The 24,246-nt window shown below is 71.8% G+C and carries 22 protein-coding genes; 8 read left to right on the forward strand and 14 right to left on the reverse strand.

Features of this window, described 5'->3' with window-relative positions; all coding sequences use genetic code 11:
* Window positions 1–58: 58 nt before the first annotated feature.
* Entirely contained in the window at window positions 59–862 is an 804-nt protein-coding gene (locus AB0D04_RS14220) for a hypothetical protein (protein ID WP_362702723.1), read from the forward strand.
* Window positions 863–980: 118 nt separating this feature from the next.
* On the opposite strand, the gene AB0D04_RS14225 is transcribed toward AB0D04_RS14220, so the two are convergent.
* The 3 genes from AB0D04_RS14225 to AB0D04_RS14235 form a co-directional block, all read right to left on the reverse strand.
* On the reverse strand, window positions 981–1,289 hold the full coding sequence (locus AB0D04_RS14225; protein WP_362702724.1) for a hypothetical protein: 309 nt from the start codon (window positions 1,287–1,289) through the stop codon (window positions 981–983).
* Between the two features lie 88 nt (window positions 1,290–1,377).
* Entirely contained in the window at window positions 1,378–2,820 is a 1,443-nt protein-coding gene (locus tag AB0D04_RS14230) for an amino acid permease (RefSeq protein WP_362702725.1), read from the reverse strand.
* 134 nt (window positions 2,821–2,954) lie between these two features.
* Window positions 2,955–3,170 carry a dodecin gene (locus AB0D04_RS14235; protein WP_362702726.1) on the reverse strand — a complete coding sequence of 72 codons (216 nt, stop codon included), beginning with the start codon at window positions 3,168–3,170 and terminating at the stop codon, window positions 2,955–2,957.
* Between the two features lie 341 nt (window positions 3,171–3,511).
* Between AB0D04_RS14235 and AB0D04_RS14240 the strand changes: the two genes are divergently transcribed.
* Window positions 3,512–4,420, forward strand: coding sequence for a hypothetical protein (locus tag AB0D04_RS14240; RefSeq protein ID WP_362702728.1), 909 nt, complete (start codon window positions 3,512–3,514; stop codon window positions 4,418–4,420).
* A 45-nt stretch (window positions 4,421–4,465) separates the two neighbouring features.
* Here AB0D04_RS14240 and AB0D04_RS14245 read toward each other — a convergent pair whose 3' ends face one another.
* Both AB0D04_RS14245 and AB0D04_RS14250 read right to left on the reverse strand, forming a co-directional pair.
* The gene (locus AB0D04_RS14245) at window positions 4,466–4,933 is read right to left on the reverse strand and encodes a universal stress protein (protein WP_362702730.1); all 468 of its coding nucleotides are present in this window, start codon (window positions 4,931–4,933) and stop codon (window positions 4,466–4,468) included.
* Window positions 4,934–5,017: 84 nt separating this feature from the next.
* The gene (locus AB0D04_RS14250) at window positions 5,018–5,707 is read right to left on the reverse strand and encodes a PAS domain-containing protein (RefSeq protein ID WP_362702731.1); all 690 of its coding nucleotides are present in this window, start codon (window positions 5,705–5,707) and stop codon (window positions 5,018–5,020) included.
* 105 nt (window positions 5,708–5,812) lie between these two features.
* On the opposite strand from AB0D04_RS14250, the gene AB0D04_RS14255 reads away from it, so the two are divergent.
* Together AB0D04_RS14255 and AB0D04_RS14260 are read left to right on the forward strand one after the other, a co-directional pair.
* Window positions 5,813–8,998, forward strand: coding sequence for a cytochrome P450 (locus AB0D04_RS14255; protein ID WP_362702733.1), 3,186 nt, complete (start codon window positions 5,813–5,815; stop codon window positions 8,996–8,998).
* Window positions 8,999–9,136: 138 nt separating this feature from the next.
* On the forward strand, window positions 9,137–10,324 hold the full coding sequence (locus AB0D04_RS14260) for an FAD-dependent monooxygenase (protein ID WP_362702735.1): 1,188 nt from the start codon (window positions 9,137–9,139) through the stop codon (window positions 10,322–10,324).
* Window positions 10,325–10,354: 30 nt separating this feature from the next.
* Here AB0D04_RS14260 and AB0D04_RS14265 read toward each other — a convergent pair whose 3' ends face one another.
* On the reverse strand, window positions 10,355–10,921 hold the full coding sequence (locus AB0D04_RS14265; RefSeq protein ID WP_362702736.1) for a DUF2165 domain-containing protein: 567 nt from the start codon (window positions 10,919–10,921) through the stop codon (window positions 10,355–10,357).
* A gap of 158 nt (window positions 10,922–11,079) precedes the next feature.
* Between AB0D04_RS14265 and AB0D04_RS14270 the strand changes: the two genes are divergently transcribed.
* A complete protein-coding gene (locus AB0D04_RS14270) occupies window positions 11,080–12,114 on the forward strand; it encodes a phosphatidylinositol-specific phospholipase C domain-containing protein (RefSeq protein ID WP_362702738.1) in 1,035 nt (344 codons plus the stop codon).
* 36 nt (window positions 12,115–12,150) lie between these two features.
* Here the strand turns inward: AB0D04_RS14270 and AB0D04_RS14275 are convergent, their stop codons facing one another.
* The 6 genes from AB0D04_RS14275 to egtA form a co-directional block, all read right to left on the reverse strand.
* Window positions 12,151–13,161, reverse strand: a complete 1,011-nt coding sequence (locus AB0D04_RS14275; RefSeq protein WP_362702739.1) for a trypsin-like peptidase domain-containing protein — start codon at window positions 13,159–13,161, stop codon at window positions 12,151–12,153.
* A gap of 132 nt (window positions 13,162–13,293) precedes the next feature.
* Window positions 13,294–14,286 carry a phosphatidylinositol-specific phospholipase C gene (locus AB0D04_RS14280; protein ID WP_362702740.1) on the reverse strand — a complete coding sequence of 331 codons (993 nt, stop codon included), beginning with the start codon at window positions 14,284–14,286 and terminating at the stop codon, window positions 13,294–13,296.
* A 103-nt stretch (window positions 14,287–14,389) separates the two neighbouring features.
* The gene (gene egtD / locus AB0D04_RS14285; protein WP_362702742.1) at window positions 14,390–15,352 is read right to left on the reverse strand and encodes an L-histidine N(alpha)-methyltransferase; all 963 of its coding nucleotides are present in this window, start codon (window positions 15,350–15,352) and stop codon (window positions 14,390–14,392) included.
* Entirely contained in the window at window positions 15,349–16,104 is a 756-nt protein-coding gene (gene egtC / locus AB0D04_RS14290) for an ergothioneine biosynthesis protein EgtC (protein ID WP_362702744.1), read from the reverse strand. Before egtC ends, egtD begins: the two co-directional genes overlap by 4 nt.
* Window positions 16,105–16,147: 43 nt before the next feature.
* Window positions 16,148–17,485 (reverse strand): ergothioneine biosynthesis protein EgtB, encoded by a 1,338-nt coding sequence (gene egtB / locus AB0D04_RS14295; protein ID WP_362702746.1) that lies wholly within the window; start codon window positions 17,483–17,485, stop codon window positions 16,148–16,150.
* Complete coding sequence (gene egtA, locus AB0D04_RS14300; protein ID WP_362702747.1) at window positions 17,482–18,831, reverse strand: ergothioneine biosynthesis glutamate--cysteine ligase EgtA; 1,350 nt, start codon at window positions 18,829–18,831, stop codon at window positions 17,482–17,484. The genes egtB and egtA overlap by 4 nt, the downstream gene beginning before the upstream one ends.
* A gap of 172 nt (window positions 18,832–19,003) precedes the next feature.
* On the opposite strand from egtA, the gene AB0D04_RS14305 reads away from it, so the two are divergent.
* Window positions 19,004–20,206 (forward strand): SMI1/KNR4 family protein, encoded by a 1,203-nt coding sequence (locus AB0D04_RS14305; RefSeq protein ID WP_362702748.1) that lies wholly within the window; start codon window positions 19,004–19,006, stop codon window positions 20,204–20,206.
* Window positions 20,207–20,221: 15 nt separating this feature from the next.
* On the opposite strand, the gene AB0D04_RS14310 is transcribed toward AB0D04_RS14305, so the two are convergent.
* Window positions 20,222–21,433: a pyridoxal phosphate-dependent aminotransferase gene (locus AB0D04_RS14310; RefSeq protein WP_362702750.1), complete on the reverse strand. Its 1,212-nt coding sequence runs from the start codon at window positions 21,431–21,433 to the stop codon at window positions 20,222–20,224.
* 128 nt (window positions 21,434–21,561) lie between these two features.
* On the opposite strand from AB0D04_RS14310, the gene AB0D04_RS14315 reads away from it, so the two are divergent.
* Window positions 21,562–22,167 carry a helix-turn-helix domain-containing protein gene (locus tag AB0D04_RS14315; protein WP_362702752.1) on the forward strand — a complete coding sequence of 202 codons (606 nt, stop codon included), beginning with the start codon at window positions 21,562–21,564 and terminating at the stop codon, window positions 22,165–22,167.
* A gap of 89 nt (window positions 22,168–22,256) precedes the next feature.
* Window positions 22,257–22,667: a hypothetical protein gene (locus AB0D04_RS14320; RefSeq protein WP_362702754.1), complete on the forward strand. Its 411-nt coding sequence runs from the start codon at window positions 22,257–22,259 to the stop codon at window positions 22,665–22,667.
* Window positions 22,668–22,675: 8 nt separating this feature from the next.
* Here the strand turns inward: AB0D04_RS14320 and AB0D04_RS14325 are convergent, their stop codons facing one another.
* Complete coding sequence (locus AB0D04_RS14325) at window positions 22,676–24,238, reverse strand: hypothetical protein (RefSeq protein ID WP_362702756.1); 1,563 nt, start codon at window positions 24,236–24,238, stop codon at window positions 22,676–22,678.
* Window positions 24,239–24,246: the final 8 nt, after the last annotated feature.

The following is a 24,246-nucleotide window of genomic DNA, read 5'->3' on the forward strand; positions in this document are numbered from 1 at the left end:
TCTTGGCGCCGGCCAGGTGCACGTCAAGGGTCCGGGCCGGAGCAACTAGGCTCGCGCCGTGCAATCACCGGACCGGACCGACGACCCGCCCACCCCACCCCTCCTCCTTCCGGCCGAGTTCGTCCGGTACGCCGTCGCTCTCGAGGTGTCCGAACTCGCCTGGGGTCACCTCAATGGCCGGCTCACCGCCGAGGACACCGTCGAGCTGGCCTTTCTGCGCCGCTGCGACCTCGGCCCGCCCGCCGAGGACTTCGCCCGGATCCATGCCCTGGGGGCGGACGCCCCCGAGCTGGACGCCGTATGCCGGGAGCTGGTCGAGGATGACGCACGCGACCGCCGGATCTGGGACCATCTCGTGCTCGCCCACCACGCCCCGGACGACGCCGATCGCCGTCAACTGGCCGCCGGACGGCAGGAGTTCCTGCTCGACCGTGCCGCGTCCGGCCGGGGCATGAACTGGCAGGACAGCTCCGCCCTGATGGGCACCGACCGCCCGGAAGAGGTGGACGCCGCCCTCGACCGGGGCGAGGAGCTGGCGCGCGTCGCGATCATCGGGCTGGCCCTGACCCATCCCGATGCCGCGGCGATCCTTCCCAGGGTCGCCAGGGTCATCGAAACGGCGCTGGAGACAGCGGATGACGAACTCCTCTACCCGGGCACGCTCGCCCTCGCCCACACCGCCCGACTGCACGGCACCGTCGACCGCCGTTGCATGGAACTGCTGCGCCGCTGCCCGCGCGGCAATGTGGCCGATGACGACGTGGCGACATTCGTGGCGCGCCGGCGGTTGCCCTGGTGGCTGCGCCGCTATCACCTCCGAAAGCGGCTCCGGTGGGTGCTGTGGGAGAAGTGGATTCCTTAAGGGCATCTCCGGTGGTGAGCCTGCGCCACTCGGCGCGAGCGATGCCGCGCGCCCGCGGCGACGTCCGGCCCGAAGGGACGTGCGTGCCGCAGGCGCAGTGTGGCCCGGCGAGGCCGGTTTACTTCACGGTCAGCTCGTAGGTCAGCGTGTAGTGGGCGTCATCCTCGGTGAACTTCATCTCGCCGTGGCCGAGCAGCGGGATCTGCTCGCCGAGGAGGTCGTCGTCACCAAGGTCGTCGCTCTCGTACATGCGGACGCGAGCGACGTCGCCCTCGTACGGGAAGGCCTTGTTGATGCTGCGCTTGCCGCCCTCGCCGATCCGGGTCGAGTAGACCTGTTTCCCGTTGATCGTGATGTAGATGTCGTCCTTGCCGTTCCAGTCCTCCTGCTTGACGCACACGAGCTCGCCGAACGTCACGACAGCCATAGGTTTTCCTCTCGTTGTCGGTGCTGTGCACCTGAGAGGCCGATCCTGTCCACCGGGGATCAACGGTCGCTGAACGGCGGTGGCGGGGTCAGCGGCCGTTGCCCGTCTTGGGCACCTCATGCTCCGTCTTCGCCAGCTCGGACCGCCGGTAGGAGTACGTGAAGTAGATGACCAGGCCGATGAGGAACCACACCGCGAACCGCACCCAGGTCTGCCACTCCAGGAAGGTGATCAGCCAGATCGAGAAGCAGACGCCGATCGCCGGGACCACCGGCATGCCCGGTGTACGGAAGGTCCGCGGCAGGTCGGGGCGCTTGTAGCGGAGCACGATCACCGCGATGCACACCACCACGAACGCCAGCAGAATGCCGATGTTCGTCAGCTCGGCGGCCTCGCTGATGGGCAGGAAGCCGGCGATGGCGGCGGAGGCGGCGCCCACGATCCAGGTCACCCGGGTCGGCACATGGTGTTTGGGGCTGGTCTTGGCGAACCACTTCGGCAGCAGTCCGTCGCGGCTCATCGAGAACCACACCCGGGTCACCCCGAGCATGAAGGTGAACATGACCGTCAGGATCCCGATGATCGCGCCGACCGCGATGACATCCGCCAGGCCGGTCAGGCCCACCGACTTGAACGCCGTCGAGAAGCCGCTCTCCGGGTCGATGGACCTGTAGTCCTGCATACCCGTCAGCACCAGGCAGGCCAGCACATACAGCACCATCGAGATCGCGAGCGAGTACATGATGGCCTTGGGCATGTGGCGCTGGGCGTCCTTGGACTCCTCGGCCGCGGTGCTCATCGCGTCGTACCCGAAGACCGCGAAGAAGACGGTGGCCGCGCCGGTGAACGCGCCGCTCACCCCGAACGGGAAGAACGGCTCGTAGTTCTCGCTCTTGACGTGGAAGAAGCCGACGGCGATCACGACGATGACGACCAGGACCTTCAAGGCCACCACGACCGTCTCGAAGCGCGCGGCGTTCTTGATGCCGAGCGTGAGCAGGTAGGCGATCAGGAGGCAGAGGACCGCCGCGAAGAGGTCCACCCGGTGGCCCGGTCCGGTACCCGGTGCGCCCAGCATCCAGGCGGGCAGATCGAGCCCCAGCTCACCGAGCAGAAAGCCGAAGTAGCCCGAGATGCCGATCGCGACCACCGCGACGATCGCGGTGTACTCGAGCAGCAGGTCCCAGCCGATGAACCAGCCCGCCAGCTCGCCCAGCACGGCGTAGCCGTACGTGTAGGCCGAGCCCGCCTTCGGGATCAGTCCGGCGAATTCGGCGTAGGAGAAGGCGGCCGCGGCGCTGGCGATGCCTGCGATGAGGAAGGAGATCAGGACGGCGGGGCCGGCCTTCCCGTTGGCGACCGTACCGGCCAGCGTGAAGATGCCCGCACCGATGATGCCGCCGACGCCGATGGCGGTCAGCTGCCACAGGCCCAGTGCGCGGGTGAGCTGCTGGCTCGCCGCGCCTTCCGGCTCCTCGATGTGCTCGATCGGCTTCCGGCGCAATACGCCCTGTCCCGCGCGCAGGCCCATGCGTGATCCCTCCGTACTCCGTCGTGGTCCGACGGCGGATCATCATGGACCCTTACGGGCGCCCGAGGAAGGCGACTCCCTAGTACAGCCGGGACTCGCCGGGAGACGTACACGGGAGGGGTGTCACTACCGGCTCAATCGGCCTCCTCCAACCGGAACCCGACCTTCAGACCGACCTGGTAGTGGTCGATTTCGCCGTCGACGATGTGCCCGCGGACCTCGCTGATCTCGAACCAGTCGAGGTTGCGCAGGGACTGCGAGGCGCGCTTGATGCCGTTGCTGATCGCGGCGTCCACGCTCTGCCGGGACGTACCGACGATGTCGGTCACGCGATACGTGCGATCGGTCACGATGGTCTCCCTCGGCCGGGGCGGCGCTCCGCCCGTCCACTTCCACCGTGCCTCAGGCCGGCCCGGCCCACCAGCGGAGCGGCCGGTGCCCTACGGCCGGGCCGTTGCGTCCGGATCGTCGGGCGGCCGGCCGGGACGGGGACGACCGTGCGGGCAGCGCGTTCGCGGGTAACATCCGCGACGAGGGGTGAAGATGAAGGTGAACGGGGGGAAGAGTGGCGCGCACGACACCAGAGCGGCCGGTCGACAGCGAGGCCCTCTTCCCGGGACTCAGCGGCTATCGCCGTACCGGCACCCGCCTGCATCCCCGAAAAGGCAGCCCGGGGCCTCACGAGAGCTCGGTGGCAGGACCGTTCCTGTGGCCGGCCGACGAGCCGTGGCCGATGTGCCGGGCCGTCCATGAGAAGGGCCGTGGACATCGGCCGGCCGACGTCCGGCTCGAACGCCGGATCCTCGACGAAGCATGGCGCAGGGACCCGCAGCGCGGACCCTCCGAGGAGGAACGCGGCATCCTCGCGGGCCTCCAGCCCGGTCTGCACGCTCCCGATCTGCGCGACAGCGACCCGATCCCGCTGCTCGCCGCGGCCCAGCTGTACGTCTGTGATGTTCCGGACCTGATCGGCCCCGAAGGGTACGACCTGCTGCAGGTGTTGTGGTGCCCCTTTGAAGTCCACGGCCCCCGCCGGACCATGGACGTGGTGGTGAAATGGCGGCGTTCGCAGGATGTGACCGACGTCCTTACCGACATCCCGGAGCCGGCCGTCGTGGGGCGGGCGGAATGCGTGCCGAGCCCCTGTGTCCTCCACCCGGAACAGATCATCGAGCATGAGTACGTCGGCCTGCTGGGGGACGCGTTGCAGGAGATGATCGATGCCTGGGAAGAGGAACTTCTGGATGCCGCCGAGGAGAGCGGGAAGGAGTACGCCGAAGGCGAGGAGTACGAACTCACCTACCAGCACGACCTGTCCATCCCGCCGGGCTGGAAGGCCGGTGGCTTCGCCTCATGGCACCTCACCGACCCGGCGCCGGTGGACTGTTCCTCCTGTGGCACCGCTATGCGGCCGATGCTGACCGTAGCCGATCGCGAGTGGGACCTTGGCTCACTGAGCTGGGTGCCGATCGAAGACCGGCAGGCCATAGGAACCAGGGGAAACAGCACGCCGACGGATGTGTACCTCGGGCGTGGGCTGATGCGCATCTTCACCTGCCCGACCGACCTGACCCACCCTCACCGGCTCAGTTTCCAGTGATCCTCCGTCGCGCGCCCGGCACGGCGACCGCCCACACGACAGGCCCTACGGGACGACGGTGACCGGCCAGCGCCCGGCCTTGACCAGGCGGACCGCGACCGACCCCATGATGCGGTGCCCGGCCGACTCGGAGGCGCCGACCACCACCGCATCGGCCTTGAGCTCATCGGCCATCTGCACCATGCCGTTGTACGGGTCCCCGCGCAGGGTGTGGAACTCCCAGCGCACGTCGTATATCCCCTGCAGCCGGTCCGTCGCCGCGCGGATCTCGGCCATCAGCTCCTCGGCGACCTCGTTCGTCGCGTCCATGACCGGCGCACCCATCGCCGCACCGGCCGGCATCACCGGCTGCACATAGACCAGGACGAGCTTCGACCCCTGCCGCCGGGCCAGCCCGGCCGCGTACGCGGCGGCGCGCCACGACGAGTCGGAGCCGTCGACGCCGACGACGATGACCTTCGGGCCGTCCGTTCCGCGTTCGAAGGGGGCGGGGGTGCTCTCGTTGTCGTCCACAGCAGGGAGGTTAACCGCACGTGCGTGCTGATGCGTGCCCGGGCCGCGCCGCCGCGTCCCGTACGGCGGAGGGGCGGGGCCGGGTCAGGCGGGGGCGGGCGGCCAGGTGTCGGGGGCCAGTACGCCCAGGACGTAGGCGCGGGCGACCAGCGCGGTACGGCCCTGTACCTGCCAGCGGCGGGCCAGCCGGGTGAGGTGGTAGTTCACCCCGTCGACCGTCAGGCCCAGTGCCGTGCCGATCGACGCCGTGGTCGCGCCGCCGGCGGCCAGTGCCAGGATGCGGGCCTCGATGGGGCTGGCCGTGCCGCGCGGCGCGGGCGGCGGACCGGTGTCACCGACCCGCAGCACCGCCAGCAGCGCGGGCGGCTGTACGGAGGCATCGCCGACCGGATCCACCGTCAGCTCCCCTTCCCGCTCCGCCCCGTCGGACGCGGACCGCCAGTGCACCTCGACCGGGTACCGCGAGCGGCGGCCCAGCCGGATCGCCTCGGCGATCCGGTACAGCTGTTCCTTCGCGCGTGGCCGGAAGAGGTCCAGCAGATTGCGGCCGCGCAGCCGCCCGGGGTTCGTACCCCACTGTTCGGCCATCGCCGGATTGGCGATCAGCACCTCGCCCTCGGCGTTGCACACCGCGATCGGCGTGGGGATGCGGTCGAGCAGAATCAGGAAATAGTTGCGCCACGGACCCGCCGCGTACGGCCCGGCCGGGTCGGGTGGTGCGGCGGACCCGTTCGGGCACGTATCGGCGGTGTCCTCGGCAGCCCCGTTGTCCATTGCCCCTTCTTCGGTCCGTGCGCAAGAGCGAGTGGCGAAAAACCACTGCACAATCATGCAGCGACCCGGTCCTGACCCGCACACCGGGCCGGTCACGCTGGAGGCATGACCGACACCATCGCGCTCCACACCGACGCACGCGCCGCCGACGACGGCATTCCGGTTGCCGACATCACGGCGGCCGGTCTCACCTCGACGCCGCTCCAGCAGGCCATGGAGCTGGCCAGGGTCCACGGCCCGGTCTTCCGGCGCCGGCTGGGCGACCGCGAGACACTGTTCGTCTCCTCGCTGGACCTGGTCACCGAACTCGCCGACGAGAACCGCTTCGCCAAGGGCGTGTCGGTGATCCTGGAGAACGTCCGGGAGTTCGCCGGTGACGGTCTGTTCACCGCCTACAACGACGAGCCGAACTGGGCCAAGGCGCACGAGGTGCTGATGCCGGCCTTCGCGCTCGGCTCGATGCGCACGTACCACCCTGCGATGCTCAAGGTAGCCCGCCGGGTGATGGCCGCCTGGGACCGCCGGGTCGCCGACGGCGGGGCCCTCGACGTCGCCGAGGACATGACCCGGATGACGCTGGACACCATAGGGCTGGCGGGCTTCGGCTTCGACTTCGAGTCGTTCGCCCGGGACACCCCGCACCCGTTCGTCGAGTCGATGGTGCGCTGTCTGCAGTGGAGCGGGGCCAAGTTCGGCCGTAAGGCCGGGGGCGATTACGCCGCGGAGGACGCGGCGTTCCACGCCGACGCCGACTATCTCGCGTCCGTCGTCGACGAGGTCATCGCCGCCCGGACCGCGAGCGGTGAGCACGGCGACGACGATCTGCTGGGCCTGATGCTCGGCTCCAGGGACCAGGGCGACGGCGCCGCGGCCGGCGGGCCCACGCTGGACCTCGCCAATATCCGCAACCAGGTCATCACCTTCCTGATCGCCGGCCACGAGACCACCTCGGGCGCGCTCTCCTTCGCCCTCTACCACCTGCTGAAGGACCCGGTCGCGCTGCGGCTGGCCCAGCGCGAGGCGGACGAGCTGTGGGGCGACGACCCGGACCCCGACCCGTCCTTCGAGGACATCGGACGGCTGCCGTACACCCGGCAGGTCCTCAACGAGGCGCTGCGGCTGTGGCCGACCGCCGCCGCGTTCACCCGCCAGGCCCAGACGGACACCCTGCTCGGCGGCCGCCACCCGCTGCGGAAGGGCGACCTGGTCACCGTCCTCACGCCGATGCTGCACCGCGATGCGGCCTGGGGCGACAACCCCGACCTCTTCGACCCCTCCCGGTTCGCCCCGGAGGCCGAGGCGGCCCGCTCCCCGCATGCGTACAAGCCCTTCGGAACCGGTGAACGCGCCTGTATCGGGCGGCAGTTCGCGCTGCACGAGGCGACCATGCTGCTCGCCCTTCTGGTGCACCGCTACCGCCTGATCGACCACAGCGGCTACCAGCTGCACATCAAGGAGACGCTGACCCTCAAGCCCGAGAACTTCACGCTCACCCTCGCCGCCCGTACGCCCGCGGACCGGGCCGCGACCCGCGCCGCGCTCGCCGTCCTCCCGGGCGGCGGGGCCGCCGCCACCGGCGAAGAGGCCGCGACCGACGACGGTCTGCCCACCCGGGTCCCGCAGGGCACCGGACTGCTCCTGCTGCACGGCACCAACTACGGCACCTGCCGCGAGTTCGCGGAGCGGCTCGCCGACGAGGCCACCGGCCTGGGCTTCGCCGCCGAGGTGGCGCCGCTGGACGCCTACGCGGGCGGGCTGCCCGCCGACCGGCCCGTGGCGATCGTCGCCGCCTCCTACAACGGGCAGCCCACCGACGACGCGGCCGCCTTCGTGGGGTGGCTGCGGACCGCGCCGGAGGGTGCCGCCGAGGGCGTCCCGTACGCCGTTCTGGGCGTCGGCGACCGCAACTGGGCCGCGACCTACCAGCATGTGCCGACCCTCATCGACGACCGTCTCGACGCGCTCGGTGCCGAGCGCCTGGTGCCGCGCGCCGAGGCCGATGCCTCCGGTGACCTGAACGGCACCGTCAAGGAGTTCACCGCAGCTCTGCGTACCCAGCTCCTCGCGCGCTACGGCGACCCGGCGAGCATCGGCGCCGGCGCACCGGCCACCGAGGACACCTGTTACACCGTTACAGAGGTCACCGGCGGGCCCCTGGACGCGCTCGCCGCCCGGCACGACCTCGTCGAGATGACCGTCACCGAGGCCTACGACCTCACGGCCCGGGACTGGCCGCGCCCCAAGCGCTTCCTGCGGATCGCGCTGCCCGACGGCGTCACCTACCGCACCGCCGACCACCTCGCCGTCCTCCCCGCCAACACCCCGGCAGCCGTCGAACGCGCCGCGGATGCGCTGGGCGTCGACCTCGACACCGTCCTCGCCCTCCGCTCGGGCCGCCCCGCCCGCGACACCCTCCCCGTCGACCGCCCCCTGCCCGTACGCCAACTCCTCACCCATCACCTGGAGTTGGGTGCCCGGCCCACCCCTGAGCAGACCGCCCTGCTCGCCGCCCACAACCCCTGCCCGCCCGAGCGGATGGCGCTGGAGGCCCTCACCGAGGACGATCCGCGCACCCTGCTCGACCTGATCGAGGCCCACCCGGCGCTGCGCGGCGCACTGCCCTGGCCGACGATCCTGGAGCTGCTGCCGCCGCTGCGCACCCGGCACTACTCCCTGTCCTCCTCGCCCGCCGCCGACGACCGGCACGCCGACCTGATGGTCTCGCTGCTGCCCGGCGGCACCGGCTCGACGTATCTGCACACCCTGCGACCCGGCGACACCGTCCTGGCCCGCGTCCAGCCCTGCCGCGAGGCCTTCCGCCTCGACCCCGCCGACCCCACCCCCGTCATCATGATCGCGGCCGGCACCGGCCTCGCACCCTTCCGCGGTGCCGTCGCCGACCGCGTCGCCGCGGGCCAGAAGGCCCCGGCCCGGCTCTACTTCGGCTGCGACGACCCCGAGGGCGACTTCCTCCACGCCGCGGAGCTCACCGCCGCACAGGAGGCCGGCGCCGTCTCCCTCCGCCCGGTCTTCAGCGCCCGCCCCGAACGCGGCCACCTTTTCGTCCAGCACCGCATCGCCGCCGAGGCCACCGAGGTGTGGGAGCTGCTCCAGGCCGGCGCGCGGGTTTACGTCTGCGGCGACGGCAGCCGGATGGCACCCGGTGTGCGGGCCGCCTTCCGCGAACTGCACGGCGCCGCGGTGGGCGCCTCGGCCCAGGAATCCGAGGCCTGGCTGCGCGAACTGACCGCCGCCGGGCGCTACATCGAGGATGTGTACGCGGCGGGCTGAGCCCCGCGCGTACCGGCCCTGGCTCTCCCGGCGCGCCGGGTTCAAGGTGGGTGGTGCGGCCTACGGGGCCGCACCACCCGCGCGCCGGTTCCGCCCGGCAGGCGGGCGGACGGGCGGACCGACTGGGGGACCGACGGCATGACCACATCCCTGACCCGAGCCCTGATCATCGGCGGCGGCATCGCCGGCGCGGTGACCGCAATGGCCCTGCAGAAGGCGGGCATCGAAGCGGAGATCTACGAGGCATATCCGGCCGGCGCGGACGACGTCGGCGCCTTCCTCATCGTCTTCGCCAATGGCCTCGCAGCGCTGCGGCTGATCGACGCGCACGGCCCGGTCGTGGCGAACTCCTTTCCCGCACACCGTGTCACCTTCATCGGCGAGCGCGGCGAAGACCTGGGGGAGCGGCGCCTGGCCGGCACCGAACGGGGCACGGAGCTCGGCCCGCGCACCCTGCGCCGGGCCACCCTCAACCATGTGCTGCACGCCGAGGCGGCGCGCCGCGGGATATCCATGCGGCACGGGAAACGGCTGATCGGCGCGGAGAGCGTACCGTCGGCCCACGGCAGGCGGGTGGTCGCCGCGTTCGCCGACGGCAGCACCGCCGAGGGCGACATCCTCATCGGCGCGGACGGCCTGCACTCCGTCACCCGCGGCCTCATCGACCCGGCCGCGCCGCGGCCCCGCTACACCGGCCGGATCACCGTCTGCGGCTACACCCGCGACGCCACGGCCGCGCCCGCGCCGGACGCCTACACCATGATCTTCGGCAAGCGGGCGTTCTTCGGCTGCACCCGCGCCCCCGACGGCGAGGTGTGGTGGTTCGCCAGCGTCCCCGGCCCGGAACGGGACCGCACCGGCCCGGCCGCCGTACCCCCCGGCGCATGGCGCCAACGGCTCACCGCACTCCTGGCCGGCGACGGCACCCCGGCCGCCGCCCTCGTCCGCGCCACCGCCGACGACCGCATCACCGCCGCCCACTCCTACGACATCGCCAGCACCCCCGCCTGGCACACCGACACCATGGTCGTCATCGGCGACGCCGCCCACGCCGCCGCCCCCAACGCCGCCCAGGGCGCCTCGATGGCCATCGAGGACGGCATCGTCCTCGCCACCTGCCTGCGCGACCGGCCGGATGCACGGAGCGCCTTCGCCGCGTACGACGGGCTGCGCCGGGAGCGGGTCGAGAAGCTCGTCGCGGCCAGCGCGGGCATGGCCCGGCCCACGTCCGTCGATGCGGCGGGCCGCCCGGCGCGCCGGTCCCCCGCCGAGCGCGGCGGTGCGGGCGCCGGCAACTGGCTTACGGGGTACCGCATCGCGTGGTGACGGCAGGGGAGCGGGGCGGGGCCGCGGGTCCTACTCCCCGCCCTCGCCGGAATCCTTCGCCCCCGGCAGGTGGACGACGATCAGCGCCACCCCGGCAACCACGAAGTTGCGGGCCGCCGCCTCCAGCCCGTTCCAGTCCTTCGACTGCCACATCGCGAACCACTCCCCACCCACCGCGATGAACCCGGCCCCGAACAGCACCAGCAGCATCAGCAGCCCCACGGTGGCCGTCCACCGGGCACGGCCGATATCGCCGCGCCGCAGCCCGAGCACCCCGAGCGCGGTGGCCACGACCAGCACCACCGCGGCCGCCGCCTCCCAGACGATGATCCCCACATACGCGGCGTCCTGCAGCGCGCGCGAGGTGATGGCGTGCCACATCAGATCCGGGTCCCGGAACGTGGTGTCCATGGCCAGGACATGACGGACGAAGTCCCGATTGGTGCCGAAGTCGGTGATGTTCCCGAAGGCGACGAGTGCGATATAGAGCGCGACCGTCCCGGTCAGCACGGTCGCCGCGAGCGGCAGCGCCGTATTCCGCGGCGCGGTACGAGCGGTCGTCCCACGCGTGCTGACGGTGGGTGTCTTTCTGGGCATGCGCATCCTTCACTGTTGGTCCGGGCCCGGCTCTCCGGGCCCCTGATGCCCCACTGGCCGCGCCCGTACCCAACTCCCGTACGCTGCTGCCCGACCAGGCGACCGACCGGGTAACCGGCCGGGCGGGGGATCTGACGGACTCAGCGGAAGCGGGGCAGATGAACGGGAAGCGGTGCGTGGGGACGGTCGCGGCCGCCGCGGCGGCGGTGATCGCGGTGACCGGTCCGGCGGGTGCCGAACCGGCCGCCACGACATATGACACCAGCACGTCGGTGGGCGTCCACAACGCCTACGAGAAGGACAAGTATCCCTACTTCGCCGATGCGTTGGACTCCGGTGCGGCGCTGGTGGAACTCGACGTCTGGGCAAACGGACTGGGCAGGTCCTGGCGGGTCGCACACAGCAACCCGCTCGGGAACAACAACAACTGCGAGGGCGCCACGTCCCCCGCGGAGCTGCGCACCAAGGACCGCGACCAGGACTTCGGCGCCTGCCTCGCCGACATGAAGGCCTGGCACGACGCCAACCCCGGCCACCGCCCCATCCTCGTCAAGATAGAGATGAAGGACGGCTTCAACGCCAAGGGCGGCCGCGGACCCGCCGAATTCGACGCACTGGTACGGCAGAAGCTCGGCGACGCGGTCTACGGCCCCGGCGACCTCACGGCGGGCCACGCCACCCCGGACGAGGCGGTACGGGCAGGCGGCTGGCCCGCCCGCTCCGCCCTGGCCGGAAAATTCCTGATCGAGCTGATACCCGGCACTGTCGAGGAGAACAACCCGCTCGACAAGCTGTGGACCGACGTCGAGTACGCCGGCCACCTCCGCGACCTCGCCGCACAGGGCGCACTGGGCCGGTCGACGGCCTTCCCCGCCGTCCACGGCGCGGCCGCCGGCGACCCCCGCGAGCGCTACGCCGACCCGGCGCTGCGCCCCTGGTTCGTGGTCTTCGACGGCGACGCCGCGACCTACCTGAACGGCACCATCGACACCGCCTGGTACGACACCCGCCACTACCTCCTCATCATGACCGACGCCCACAAGGTGCCCCCGGAGATCGACGGCACCCACCCCACAGAGGCCGAGGCGCTGGCCCGCGTCGGTCAACTCGCCGCCGCCCACGCGAGTTTCGCCACCGCCGACTGGTACCCGCTGCCGTCGGTTCTGAAGACGGTGGTGCCGCGGGGCGCATGAACCCGCCGTACGGCCGGGGCTGCCGGCGCGCACCGGCTACGACACCGCGCGCCGGTAGAGCCTCTCCATGTCCGCGTCGAAGCGGCTGCTGTACGACGTGGCGTCGTCGCCGCCCTCGTCCTGGCCGCCGATCACGCCGATGAGCGTGCCGGTGCCGGTGGCCGGGTTCACGTCCGTCAGCATCGGCCCGCCGCTCGTCCCGTTCGGGAAACCCGGGCAGGCGAAGCGGAGTTGGGTCGGGCTCTGGGCGTCCGCGGTGTGGCGGCAGCCGAGGGGGGCGTCCCGGTCGTCGGGGTAGCCGGTCAGCTGGGCCGGGTGGCCGGTGGGCGCGCGGAAGCGGATGCGCTCGGCGCCGGTCACCTCCTCGAGGGTGCGGTCGTCGGCCGCCCGCCCGGCCCTGCGGACCCGTAGGAAGGCCACATCGCGGTCGGGGTCCCGGTCGCCGATCCAGCGGGGGTCGACATCGACCCGGGTGGGCACCCACAGGCCGTACGGAGCGATGCCGTCGTGCAGTCCGGGTGCGAACACCAGGCGGGTGCGGAAGCCGCCGTCGTGGACGCAGTGCGCGGCGGTGACGATGAGGTCGCCCGCGGGGGAGTGCACCACGCTCGCCGTGCAGTGGTGGGTCGGATCGCCGTCATCGCCGGGGGAGAAGAGCGCGCCGACCGGTGGCGAGGGGGCCGTCGGCGTGGCGGACAGGGGGCGGGAGGCCGGCGGCGGGGACGGCGTGCCGGCGCGGTCGGCCGACGCCGCAACCGGCGGTCCCGGCCGCTCCCGGTACGGTCCGGCGAGCACCGTGGCCGCGGCCGCGTCCCCCGCCCGGTACGGGGGGAGGTAGCGGCCCGTGGCCGCGTCCCCGTCCGCCAGATACGGATCGCGCGGCGCGGAGCACAGCACCAGTGCCGCCCCGCCCGCCACCAGCGTGGTCAGCAGCACCGCCACCCCCACCCGCAGCGCGGCGCCACCCCGGCCGTGTGCGCGCCCGGCCGCCCCCGCAGCGCGCGGCAGCTCCTCCGTCGCCGTTCGCCCGCCCTCGCCCGTCTCCACCAGCCGCCGCCTCGCCACATCAGCCGGCGCCACCCCGTCGTACGGACAGCGCGGCGCCGGAACCAGTCATCCAGAGATGTGGATCAGTCTGCGGCATGGCGGCCCGGCGGGGCGCGAAGCCACGACGGGACCTCAGGCGGGCGGGTGTGCCGGGCGGGACGCCGAGGGCGCCCCCGGCCACACGCCCGCCGGATTGTGCGCGATCAGCGTCTGCGCCAGCCCGGCCTCGTTCGGGAAATCCATCGCGACGATGCCGAGCCCTCTCCAGCCGCTCGCCTCCGACCCCGTCAGCAGGCTCTTGACCTGCGGGTTTAGGCGGTCGGCATTCGAGCGGGGCGGCAGCAGGGCGGCGGTGCTGACGTAGTTGACGTACAGCTTGCCGGGTGCGCCGGCCGCCTTGCGGAACTGGGCCTCGACCTTCGGCCACTTGGCGAACGGCTCGGCCGTGTAGTCGTCCTGGATGTCGAAGAGCTGCGGATCGGCGTACCGTACGCCCGGCATCCCGTCCGCGTCCGCGAGCAGGACGACCCTGCCACGGGCCTGGCCGAGTGACGGCAGATCGCCCTCGAGGCGGAACAGCGGCCGATAGCCCTTGTCGTCGAGATAGATGTCGAAGATGCGGCGGAATTCTTCGGCGGGGACCTCGGAGTACTCCTGCTTGACCCGCATCAGGACGGTCTCGGACGGGTGCGCCTGCAAGAACGCCCGGCAGGCGTTGAGCACATCGCCGAACATCAGCTCCTGGTAGAAGGCGCCGTGATGGATGGCGAAGACGTTGTCGACGGCCCGGCAGCGGACGTCCAAGAAGCGGATGCCGCTTGCCAGTTGGGCGTCGACGGAGGTGTTCTGGCAGGCGACCCAGGGCCCGCCGATACGGGCTCCGGAGTCGTGCGTCCCCGGGATCGTCAGCCGTGGGACGGGCGTCGCATCGGCGAGGGCCGACATCCAGTCCTGGACGGAGGCCCGGGACGGTACGGAGGCAGCGGACGGTACGGAGGCAGCGGACGGTACGGAGGCGCGCCCGGCCGCGGCGGCCGTGAACTGCGCGCCGCCGACACCCGCCAGCACCCCTGCCGCCGACAGCCCGGCCGCACCCCTGAGGAATCCCCGCCGATCCAGCCCCATCCCGCCACCCCAGCCCTCGATGCTGCGCGCCGTACGGCGCCCCGGTACGAACGTGTGACCGAGGCATCGAACCACACGGGTGGCGGGATACGGGACCCCGAAATCAGCCGCGGACCGCCAGCGACAGCGCGAACCGCCCCGCGCCGTCCGTCCACCACTGGCTCAACTCCAGTCCGGCCGCGGCGAGTTCGGCCCGTACGCCGTCCTCGCGGAACTTGGCGGAGACCTCGGTGCGGACCTCCTCCCCCTCGGTGAAGGGCACCGCCAGGTCCACTCCGGGGATCTTGACGGTCAGCTCCTTGCGGGCCCGTAGCCGCATCTCGATCCACTCGTGCTCGGCGTTCCACAGGGCGACATGGTCGAACACCTCCGGGTCGAAGTCGCCGCCCAGCTCGCGGTTGATGACATGCAGCACGTTCTTGTTGAACTCGGCCGTCACGCCCTGTGCGTCGTCATAGGCCGCGACCAGGGTGGCCTCGTCCTTGACCAGGTCGGTGCCGAGCAGCAGGGCGTCGCCCGGCGAGAGCAGGCCGTGCACCGAGCGGAGGAAGGCGGCCCGCTCTTCGGGGAGCAGATTGCCGATGGTGCCGCCGAGGAAGGCGAGCAGCCGTGGGCCGGGCGCCTCGGGGAGGGTGAGGCCCTGCTGGAAGTCGGCGACCAGGGCGTGCACGGTCAGGCCGGGGTGCTCGGCGAGCAGTGCCTCGCCCGCCGCGGCCAGGGCGGATTCGCTGACGTCGACCGGGATGTAGGTGTGCAGGCCGGTGAGTGCGCCGATGAGGTGACGGGTCTTGTCGGACGAGCCGGAGCCCAGCTCGATCAGGGTGCGGGCGCCGGTGGCCGCGGCGATCTGGGCGGCACGGGTGAGCAGGATCTCCCGCTCCGCGCGCGTCGGGTAGTACTCGGGCAGCTTGGTGATCTCCTCGAAGAGGTCGCTGCCGCGCGTGTCGTAGAACCACTTGGGCGGCAGCTGTTTGGGTGTACGGGTCAGACCCTGGGTGACATCGGCGCGCAGCGCGGCCGAGGTGGCGTCGGCAGGGAGGGTGCGGGTGATGCTGAGGGGGCTCACGCGGCGGGCTCCTTGAGCGGGGTGAGGTGGACGTCGGTACGAGTGGCGCGCACCAGGGTGCGGTCGGGGACCTCGGTCCACTGGGGTGCGTCGTCGTAGGGCTCGGAGGCTACGACGGTGCCGCCTCCGGGGAGGGGCAGGTGGAAGAGGGTGTCGCCCCAGGTGGTGGCGGCGATGGTGGTGCCATCGGTGAGCAGGAGGTTCAGCCGGGAGCCGGGGGCGGCCCCGGCGACGGCGGTGACGGTGCCGGCCAGCGCCTCGCCCAGGTCGTGCCCGTTTGCCAGCCGGTGCTGGACCAGCGCGAACAGAAACGCCGCGTCGCAGCGGGCCTGCAGCCGGAGCAGCTCCACCGGCGGGAGCCGGGCGGCCAGGGGGGCGAGCGAGTCCGGCCAGCCGAGCACCGCGCCGTTGTGGCTGAACAGATACCGCCCGGCCGCGAACGGCGCCGCCGCGGCCTCGGCGTCCGCCCCCGCCTCGGTGGCATCCCGTACGGCGGCGAGCAGCGCACCGGTGCGCACCACCCGCCCCAGATCGGGCAGCAGATCGTCGGCCCAGATTGGCCCGGCCCGGCGGTACCGGGCGGGTACCGGGTCACCCGGCGCATACCAGCCGACCCCGAAGCCGTCCGCGTTGACCGTCCCGTTCAGCTGCCGGAGCGGCGCCCACGACTGCCGGTACAGGCCCTGTGGCGGGGCCAGCACCACCTGTCCGAAGGGTATCTCCGGTCCGAGATACGCAAGATGACGGCACATCAGCCCCCGCACCGCCTCCGCCTCGTGCGGCCGCCCGCGGCGCTCACGCGCCCGCCGTGTGCTCGGCGTCGCGGGCCGTACGGAATCCGGAGAAGATCTGCCGCCGGACCGGCAGGTCCCAGTTGCGGAACGTGCCCCGGCAGGCGACCGGACCGACCGCGAACGACCCGCCGCGCAGCACCTTGTACCGGTCGCCGAAGAACACCTCCGAGTACTCCCGGTAGGGGAAGGCGGCGAAGCCCGGATACGGCAGGAAGTCGCTGGCCGTCCACTCCCACACGTCGCCGATCAACTGCCGGATGCCGAAAGGGGATTCGCCCTCCGGGTAGCTGCCGACGGGGGCGGGCCGCAGGTGCCGCTGGCCGAGGTTGGCGTGCTCCGGGGCCGGGTCCTCGTCGCCCCATGGGTAGCGCATCGCCCGCCCGGTGGCCGGATCGTGGCGGGCGGCCTTCTCCCACTCGGGCTCCGTCGGCAGCCGTCGCCCCGCCCAGCGCGCATACGCATCCGCCTCGTACCAGCTGACATGCAGCACCGGCTCGTCCGGCGGTACCGGCTCGGTGACCCCGAACCGGCGGCGCAGCCACTGCCCGCCGTCCCGCTTCCAGAACAGCGGCGCGCGGAGCCTGTGCTCGCGTACGTGGGCCCAGCCCTCCTCGGTCCACCAGAGGGGCTCGTCGTAGCCGCCGTCCTCGATGAAGCGCTGGTAGGCACCGTTGCTGACCGGCGTGGTGTCGATCAGGAAGGGCGGCACGAGGCGGCGGTGGGCGGGGCGTTCGTTGTCCAGCGCCCAGGGCTCGGTGGAGGTGCCCATGGTGAACGGCCCGCCGGGGACGAGGACTTCGGAGGGGAGGATGCCGGGAGGTGCCGGCAACGGATCCGCCGCGCCGAGCACGGCGTCCCCGCCCCGTAGCTGATGGGTGATCAGCATTGTCTCGTCGTGCTGCTGTTCATGCTGCGCGATCATTCCGAAGGCGAAGCCGGCGTCGAGCAGCGGACCGCCGCGCAGCGGGCTGGCCTCCAGGATGTCCAGCACCCGGCCGCGCACCTCGGCCACATAGGAGTGCGCCTCGGCGGGCGTCAGCAGCGGCAGTGACGGGCGCGCGGCGCGCGGATGCTCGAAGGCGTCGTAGACGGAATCGATGTCCGGGCGCAGCGCGTCGCGGCCGCCGACGGTGCGCAGCAGCCACTGCTCCTCCTGGTTGCCTATGTGCGCCAGGTCCCAGACCAGCGGTGACATGAGCGGGGAGTGCTGGGCGACGAGCTCGGGTTCCTCTACGCAGGTGGTCAGCAGGTGGGTGCGGTCGCGGGCGGCGAGCAGCGCCGAGGCCGCGCGCTCGCGCAGCGCCTCGGGATCGAGGGGGTCGGTGGGCTCTATGGTCACTGGCTGTCCTTCCCAAGGGTGAGGCCGCCGGCCGGGCGCTCGGGGGAGACCGCGGGGTCGGTGAGGTCCGCGGGGTCGGGGGGGTACACGAGGTCCGCCTCCGCGGCGTACAGGGCGTCGAGATGGTCGTCGGCGGGGCAGCGGCCGCGGGCCACGTAGCGCTCGGAGAAGTCCGCGACGGCCGCGATCACGCCGGGGGAGGCGCCGAGCCGGGGCAGCGCTTCCTGCGCGGCGGCGAAGCAGGCCACCGCCGCGGCGTGCAGCTCGGGGTCGGTCAGCGCCCCGCGGGCCGCCCGCCGCCACAGCGGATTGCGCGGCGCCGGACGCGAACCGGCCGTCTCCGCAAGGGGTTTGACGATGCGATAGGCGGTCTCCGTGGCCTCCGGGTCGTCGAACAGCGCGGCCGTCACGGCCAGCGGCACGATCCACCCGCCGTCGCCCGCCTGCGCGTCGATCATGCGCAGTTCCAGATGGCCGCGCGGCCGGACCGGCGGGAAGAGGGTGGTGAGGTGGTAGTCGAGATCCTCCTGGGTCGGGGGTCTGGGACCGCCCGTGCGGACCCATTCACGGAAGGTCAGCCCCGGCGGCGCACCCCAGGGGCCGTCCTCGGACCGTACGCACATCACGGGGGCGTCCAGGACGTACCGCGCCCAGGCGGCCCGCAGGTCCGCCTCCTGGGGCGGGGCGAGGGTGCGGCCCGGGTCGAGCTGGGACCACACCACCTGGCGGGTGGTGCGATAGCCCGTCGGGCAGCCCTCGCTGGTCGGCGAATTGGCGAAGGCCGCGGTCAGCACCGCGCCCAGCAGATGCGCCAGCAGCCAGCGGCGGCCGTATCCGAGCGGGCCGGGCTCCTCGTACCCGGCGTCCACACAGACCTGGACGGACGCGGTGCCGCACATCATGGACCGGCCGGCGGCGCCCCAGCGGTCGAAATACGCCTCCATGGCGTCGTAGCGGGGATCGCCGACCAGCACGCGCTGCGGGGCGTGCCAGGGATTGTGACCGTGTCCCGCCATGCCCAGGCCCATGGCACGCATCGCGGGACGCACCAGCGCCAGATCGGCCGCGACGGCGTCGATGCAGGCGGTGAGAGAGGTGGCGGGGAGCGAGCTGAGCTCCAGCTGGCCGCCGGGTTCGAAGGTCAGAAGGGAGGTGAGGGGAAGCGCGCGCAGGGCGGTGGCTGCGGAGTGCCACCGGGACGGTTCGACCGGACATCGGGGGTTGCGCGCGTCGTGGACCAGCCATTCGATCTCGACCCCGATGCGCTGTGGCGGGCCCGTCTTGAAACATATTCCGCGCAGGTGAGCTTCGAGTTCCGCTTCCGTTACCGCAGGTCGTACGGGCATCGCGGGCTACTCCCCTCCGGGGCGGCGGCAGCATTACCGCTCTCCACCTAAGCGGCTGTGCGCCCTGTGCTCAAGGGCGCGTCGGCCACCTGGAGGCCGGCTGCCGGGCGCCCGTCGCGGCAGTGGGCGGGCGGCAACGATTCGTGACCGGTACGCCCGTTAGGGTGAGGCGATGGATCACGTCGACATCGCCGGCTTCCTCGTCCCGCACCCGGAGCGTCCGCCCCGGCCGGTCCCCGTCGACTGGCCGGCGGTCGAGAAATGGCTGGGGCTGACCCTGCCGGACGACTACAAGAGGCTGGCCGATACGTATGGGCCGGTGGACTTCGGCGAGTACCTCTGGATTCACGTCCCCTGCGTCGAGGAGAAGTGGTTCGACTACGGGGACTGGCTCCGCGACACCCACCGCTCGTCTCGCATCGAGGCCCGCGCTCACCCGGAGGGCCGGGGCCCGGCCGTCCACCCGGACCCGGGCGGACTGCTGGCCTGGGGCTGTACACGTGGCGGCGACATCCTGTTCTGGGACGTCTCGGCCTCCGCGGACCCCAACGCGTGGACGGTCGTCGTACGCCACGGGGGCTCCGGCCGCCGCCGCGGCCTGGAACAGTGGCACCGCTACGACCTCACCCTTACCCAGTACCTCCGCCACACCGTCCGCGACACGTGGGAACTTCCCTCCCCGCCCGGCCCGTTGCTCGGCCCGCTCCCCGGCAGTGCCGCCCGCACCGCCTTCCTGGAGACCGCCGCGCCCTGGACCCCGCCCGAGCCCACCGCCCCCCGGCTCACCGACGCGGAGCGCCGGATCGCCCTGGAGACCGGCACCGGCCTGGACGCCCTGCGCCTCCTCTCCCCGCCGCCCGAGGCCCCCTACCTGGGCGGCGGCACCTGGGAGGCCCTCTTCGCCGAACTGGGCACCCGGCTGCCGAGCGAGTACGTGACCCTCATGGAGCGCTACGGCGCGGGCTGCTGGAGCACATGGCTGCGCTTCCTCACCCCGCTGCGCACCGGGGAGCGGCGCTTTCTGCATCATGTCGAGGAGACGGTGAACGCCTACCGGAGCCTCAAGGAGGACTTCCCGGAGTGGCACCCGCTCGGCATGTGGCCCGAGCCCGGCGGTTTCCTCCCGTTCGCCAACTCCATCGACGGCGACGAGATCGGCTGGCTCACCGAGGGGGACGACCCCGACGCCTGGCCGCTGATCGTCTGGCCCCGCCACGCCGACCAGGGGCAACCCTGGGGCGGCGGCCTGATCGACACCCTTCTCGCCTGGCAGCGCGGCACCTTCGCGACCGAGGGCCTGGCCGGTTTGGACGAGGACGACGACCCGGTCGAGTCCGCCGGCTTCGAGGCGTGGACCGACCAGGCGTACTGGTGAGCCGGTGCCGCTCGGTCACTGCCGATAGCCCGCCAGGAACCGCCCGATCCGGCTGATGGCGGCATCGAGGTCGTCGGCGTGCGGGAGGGTGAGGATGCGGAAGTGGTCGGGGCGGGGCCAGTTGAAGCCGGTGCCCTGGACGACCTGGATCTTCTCGCGCAGCAGCAGATCCAGGACGAACTTCTCGTCGTCGTGGATCTTGTGGACGGCGGGGTCCAGGCGGGGGAAGGCGTACAGCGCGCCCCTGGGTTTGACGCAGGAGACGCCAGGGATCTCGTTCAGCCGTTCCCAGGCCACATCGCGCTGTTCGCGCAGTCGGCCGCCCGGCAGGACGAGGTCCCGAATGCTCTGGCGGCCGCCGAGCGCCGCCTGGATGGCGTACTGCGCGGGGGCGTTCGGGCACAGCCGCATGGAGGCGAGGGTGCCCAGGCCCTCGAGATAGTCCGCGGCATGCTCCTTGGGGCCGGAGACGACCAGCCAGCCGGAGCGGAAGCCCGCGACGCGGTAGGTCTTGGACAGGCCGCAGAAGGTCAGGCAGACCAGGTCGGGGGCGAGTACGGCGGCGTGGTGGTGGACCTCGTCGTCGTAGAGGATCCGGTCGTAGACCTCGTCGGCGAACACCATCAGCTGGTGGCGGCGGGCGAGATCGAGCATGCCCTCCAGCACCTCGCGTGGATAGACCGCGCCGGTGGGGTTGTTGGGGTTGATGATGACCAGCGCCCGGGTCCGGTCGGTGATCTTCGAAGCGAGGTCGTCGAGGTCCGGCAGCCAGTCCGCGGACTCGTCGCAGAGGTAGTGCACGGCCTTGCCGCCGGCGAGGGTGGTGACCGCGGTCCAGAGGGGGAAGTCCGGGGCGGGGATCAGCACCTCGTCGCCGTCGTTGAGGAGGGCCTGCACCGCCATCGAGACGAGTTCGGAGACGCCGTTGCCGAGGTAGACGTCGTCGACATCGACATCCGGCAGTCCGGCCTCCTGATAGCGCTGGGCCACCGCGCGCCGGGCGGAGAGGATGCCGCGGGACTCCGTATAGCCATGCGCCCGGGAGAGATTGCGGATCATGTCCTGCAGGATCTCCTCGGGGCACTCGAAGCCGAACAGTGCCGGATTGCCGGTGTTGAGGCGCAGGACGCTGTGGCCCGCCTCCTCCAGCGCGTCCGCATGCTCGATCACCGGCCCGCGGATCTCGTAGCAGACGTCGGACATCTTGCTGGACTGCTTGAACTGCATGCGGCGGCCTCCTGGTTCCTCGCTCACCGCGCGGCGCGGCAGCACTCGTCACTGGTAACACCGTACGTGCCTACTTGGTTTTACCAAGCGGAGACTTGGAAAGTCCAACTTCTGGCTATGCTGATGCCATGCCGCGCCGAAGTTATGACCAGTACTGCGCCCTCGCCCGTGCCCTGGACACCGTCGGTGACCGCTGGACGCTCCTGATCGTCCGAGAACTGCTGGGCGGCGTCCGGCGCTACACCGACCTGCACGCCGACCTGCCCGGCGTCAGTACGGACATGCTCGCCTCCCGCCTCAAGGACATGGAACGCGACGCCCTGGTCACCCGCCGCCGGCTCGCCCCGCCCGGCGCCGCCTTCGTCTACGAACTCACCGCCCGCGGCCGCGCCCTGCTCCCCGCGCTCACCGCCCTCGCCGACTGGGGCGCCCCCGCCCTGGACGAGAAGCGCCCCACGGACGCGGTCCGCGCCCACTGGTTCGCCCTCCCGCTCATCACCCGGCTCGGCGACCACTTCGCGCGGGACGTCGACGTGGTCGACATCGCCCTCGACGGGGGCGAGTTCCATGTCCTGCTGACCGACGCCGACGGCCCCCGCTACGCCGACGGCCCCGCCGAGCGCCCCGACCTCCGGCTCCGCATGGACACCGCGACCTGCACCGACCTCGCGCACGATCGCCTCTCGCTCGCCCAGGGGATCGAATCCGGCCGGATCGTGGTCACCCTGCCCTGAGGCCCGGCCGACGCCGGGATTCCCACGCCGGGGCGCCCCGCGCCAAAAGCGCTCGCCGCCCGATCGATGGCCCCCTTACGGTGACGCCCATGACCGGCCTCCCCGTTCCTGTGCCCGATGTACGTGTCCGCGTGCGGATGAACGTCGGCTCCTGCGGTCCGTACGCCCACATCGACGCAGACTTCGCACCGCCCGGCCCGGACGGTGGGCTGGAGCTGCTCAACGCCGTGCCCGCGGCGCGGCTGCCCCCGGAGTACCTCCCGGCGCTGCGCGTCGGCCTGCTGGAGGGGCTGGACGGGGTGGCGGCCGCCGTACTGCTCAAGGACGGCCACTACCACGAGGTGGACTCGTCCGAATTCGGCTACCGGATCGCCGGTCAACAGGCGGGCCGGGCCGCGCGCATCGGCGCGGGCCTGCTGCCGCCGGAGGAGGCCGACACGCTGCGCTGGGTGACCTGGCCGGGCCGGCTCCGGCCCTGGGGGCACCGGGCCGGACCGTGACGACGCCCCTACGGCGTCCGGTACGGCGGCGCCGGGTCATCCAGTGGATGCGGGATCCGGATCAGGGGGATGGGCTTGCCGTGCGGCCAGCCGTTGGAGGCGTCGTCGAAGCTGAGCCGGCCACTGGCGGCGGGCACGGTGGTGGTGTGGTTCAGGTTGGTGATCTCGTTGTGGACGTCGTGGACGTCCGGGGTGGTCTTGCCGGTCTGGCCGGTGACGTTGCGGGTGGCCCACACCGCGGTCAGTACGGCGTCGTGATGCATGATCGCGTAGCCGTCGTCGAGAATCGCTTCGTGGAAGCCGAGGTCCTTCAGGCTGTCGTGGAACGGCTTGAATCCCGGCGGTGCATGCCGGCCCTTGAGCCAGAGCGCGGGGCTCGTCGCGGAGACGTCCAGGAGCGTGATCCGGTGCTTGACGAGCAGGCCCTCGCGGCCCTTGGCCTGCTGGAATGCGCCGGTCGCACCGGTCAGCACGGTGAGGGGCCTCTTCTTGTCGCACTGGCCGCCGGCGAGGGCGGTGAGGAATGACCCGAGGTCGCGGTCACGGCCGGCATACAAAATCATGTCGGCCTTGGTCTGGCAGATGTTGTTCAGGGCATTGGTGAAGATCCGGGGAGTTCCGGCCGGCTTGTTTCCCGTGGCGCCGACGAACGAGGTACGGCGATCGCCGATATATCCCTTGAACGTGGCGTCGAACGCCTGGCGCAGGGTGCGCACGTAATTGTCCGGGCGGCTGTCGAACACCAGGTACCCGCGACCTCGGGAGAGCGTCGAATCCCTGTCGACGTATTGCCGAAGGGCCTTGGCGTATTCGGTGTTGGACGGGGACACCTTGAAAAGCCGCTCGGCATTGAGGTCGGTCGCCGTCAGGACGGCGCCGATCGACGGGATGTTGTGGCGCGAGAGTTCGACGGCGGCCTTCCGCGTTTCCTCGATGCTGATGCCCATGCCGGTGACGGCGACCAGCGGGTGTTCGCCGCCCGTCAGGTCCTTCAACTGGTCCACGACCGGCTTCCAATGGTTTTCGCCGCGCCCTTCGTTGGCGATGACCAGCTGGATCTGCGGTGTGGTCGTCCCGCCGACGCCGATCGCATTGTTCTGCGACAGCCCGGGACAGGAATTCGCCCGGCACTGCGCGATATAGGCGCCTTCCAGGCTGGTCTTGATCTCCCCGATGGGCAGGGCGCTGGTGTCGCTCTCCGACATCGGGGTCAAGAGCCCGACCTTGACGTAATGGACCGGGCTCTTGCCCTTTCCGGGATGCTCCCACTGGTCGCGCACCCGGCGGTTCTCGGCGGCGATCTTCTCGGTGATGCTCTTCAGCCGGGGATCGGCGGCGTAGGCCGTCTCATTGGTGAGGCCGATGCATTCGCGGTCCGCTCCGGAACCCGCCCAGTGCAGACCCGGCGCGCCCCCTCCGCAGGAATTGTCCGGCGGCGACGGCCAGAAGAGGCAGGCGAGACCGGCGGCGCACAGCGCTGCCACCGCGACGATGGCCGTCATTCCCTTTCGGGTCCGGTACCACGGTGTCAGGGGATCGAGCGGATCTATGGGGCCATCGGGGGCGTGCATGCTCCGGC

The organism is Streptomyces sp. NPDC048483, from assembly GCF_040651455.1.
Taxonomy (GTDB): domain Bacteria; phylum Actinomycetota; class Actinomycetes; order Streptomycetales; family Streptomycetaceae; genus Streptomyces.

Excerpts from the sequence above, each read along its gene's own strand:
- AB0D04_RS14325 (WP_362702756.1), bottom strand. The coding sequence starts at position 24,238 with ATGCACGCCCCCGATGGCCCCATAGATCCGCTCGATCCCCTGACACCG.
- AB0D04_RS14250 (WP_362702731.1), bottom strand. The coding sequence starts at position 5,707 with ATGGACAACGGGGCTGCCGAGGACACCGCCGATACGTGCCCGAACGGG.
- AB0D04_RS14255 (WP_362702733.1), top strand. The coding sequence starts at position 5,813 with ATGACCGACACCATCGCGCTCCACACCGACGCACGCGCCGCCGACGAC.
- AB0D04_RS14260 (WP_362702735.1), top strand. The coding sequence starts at position 9,137 with ATGACCACATCCCTGACCCGAGCCCTGATCATCGGCGGCGGCATCGCC.
- AB0D04_RS14310 (WP_362702750.1), bottom strand. The coding sequence starts at position 21,433 with ATGCAGTTCAAGCAGTCCAGCAAGATGTCCGACGTCTGCTACGAGATC.
- egtA (WP_362702747.1), bottom strand. The coding sequence starts at position 18,831 with ATGCCCGTACGACCTGCGGTAACGGAAGCGGAACTCGAAGCTCACCTG.
- egtC (WP_362702744.1), bottom strand. The coding sequence starts at position 16,104 with ATGTGCCGTCATCTTGCGTATCTCGGACCGGAGATACCCTTCGGACAG.
- AB0D04_RS14225 (WP_362702724.1), bottom strand. The coding sequence starts at position 1,289 with ATGGCTGTCGTGACGTTCGGCGAGCTCGTGTGCGTCAAGCAGGAGGAC.
- AB0D04_RS14270 (WP_362702738.1), top strand. The coding sequence starts at position 11,080 with ATGAACGGGAAGCGGTGCGTGGGGACGGTCGCGGCCGCCGCGGCGGCG.
- AB0D04_RS14315 (WP_362702752.1), top strand. The coding sequence starts at position 21,562 with ATGCCGCGCCGAAGTTATGACCAGTACTGCGCCCTCGCCCGTGCCCTG.
- AB0D04_RS14280 (WP_362702740.1), bottom strand. The coding sequence starts at position 14,286 with ATGGGGCTGGATCGGCGGGGATTCCTCAGGGGTGCGGCCGGGCTGTCG.
- AB0D04_RS14230 (WP_362702725.1), bottom strand. The coding sequence starts at position 2,820 with ATGGGCCTGCGCGCGGGACAGGGCGTATTGCGCCGGAAGCCGATCGAG.
- AB0D04_RS14265 (WP_362702736.1), bottom strand. The coding sequence starts at position 10,921 with ATGCCCAGAAAGACACCCACCGTCAGCACGCGTGGGACGACCGCTCGT.
- AB0D04_RS14320 (WP_362702754.1), top strand. The coding sequence starts at position 22,257 with ATGACCGGCCTCCCCGTTCCTGTGCCCGATGTACGTGTCCGCGTGCGG.
- AB0D04_RS14305 (WP_362702748.1), top strand. The coding sequence starts at position 19,004 with ATGGATCACGTCGACATCGCCGGCTTCCTCGTCCCGCACCCGGAGCGT.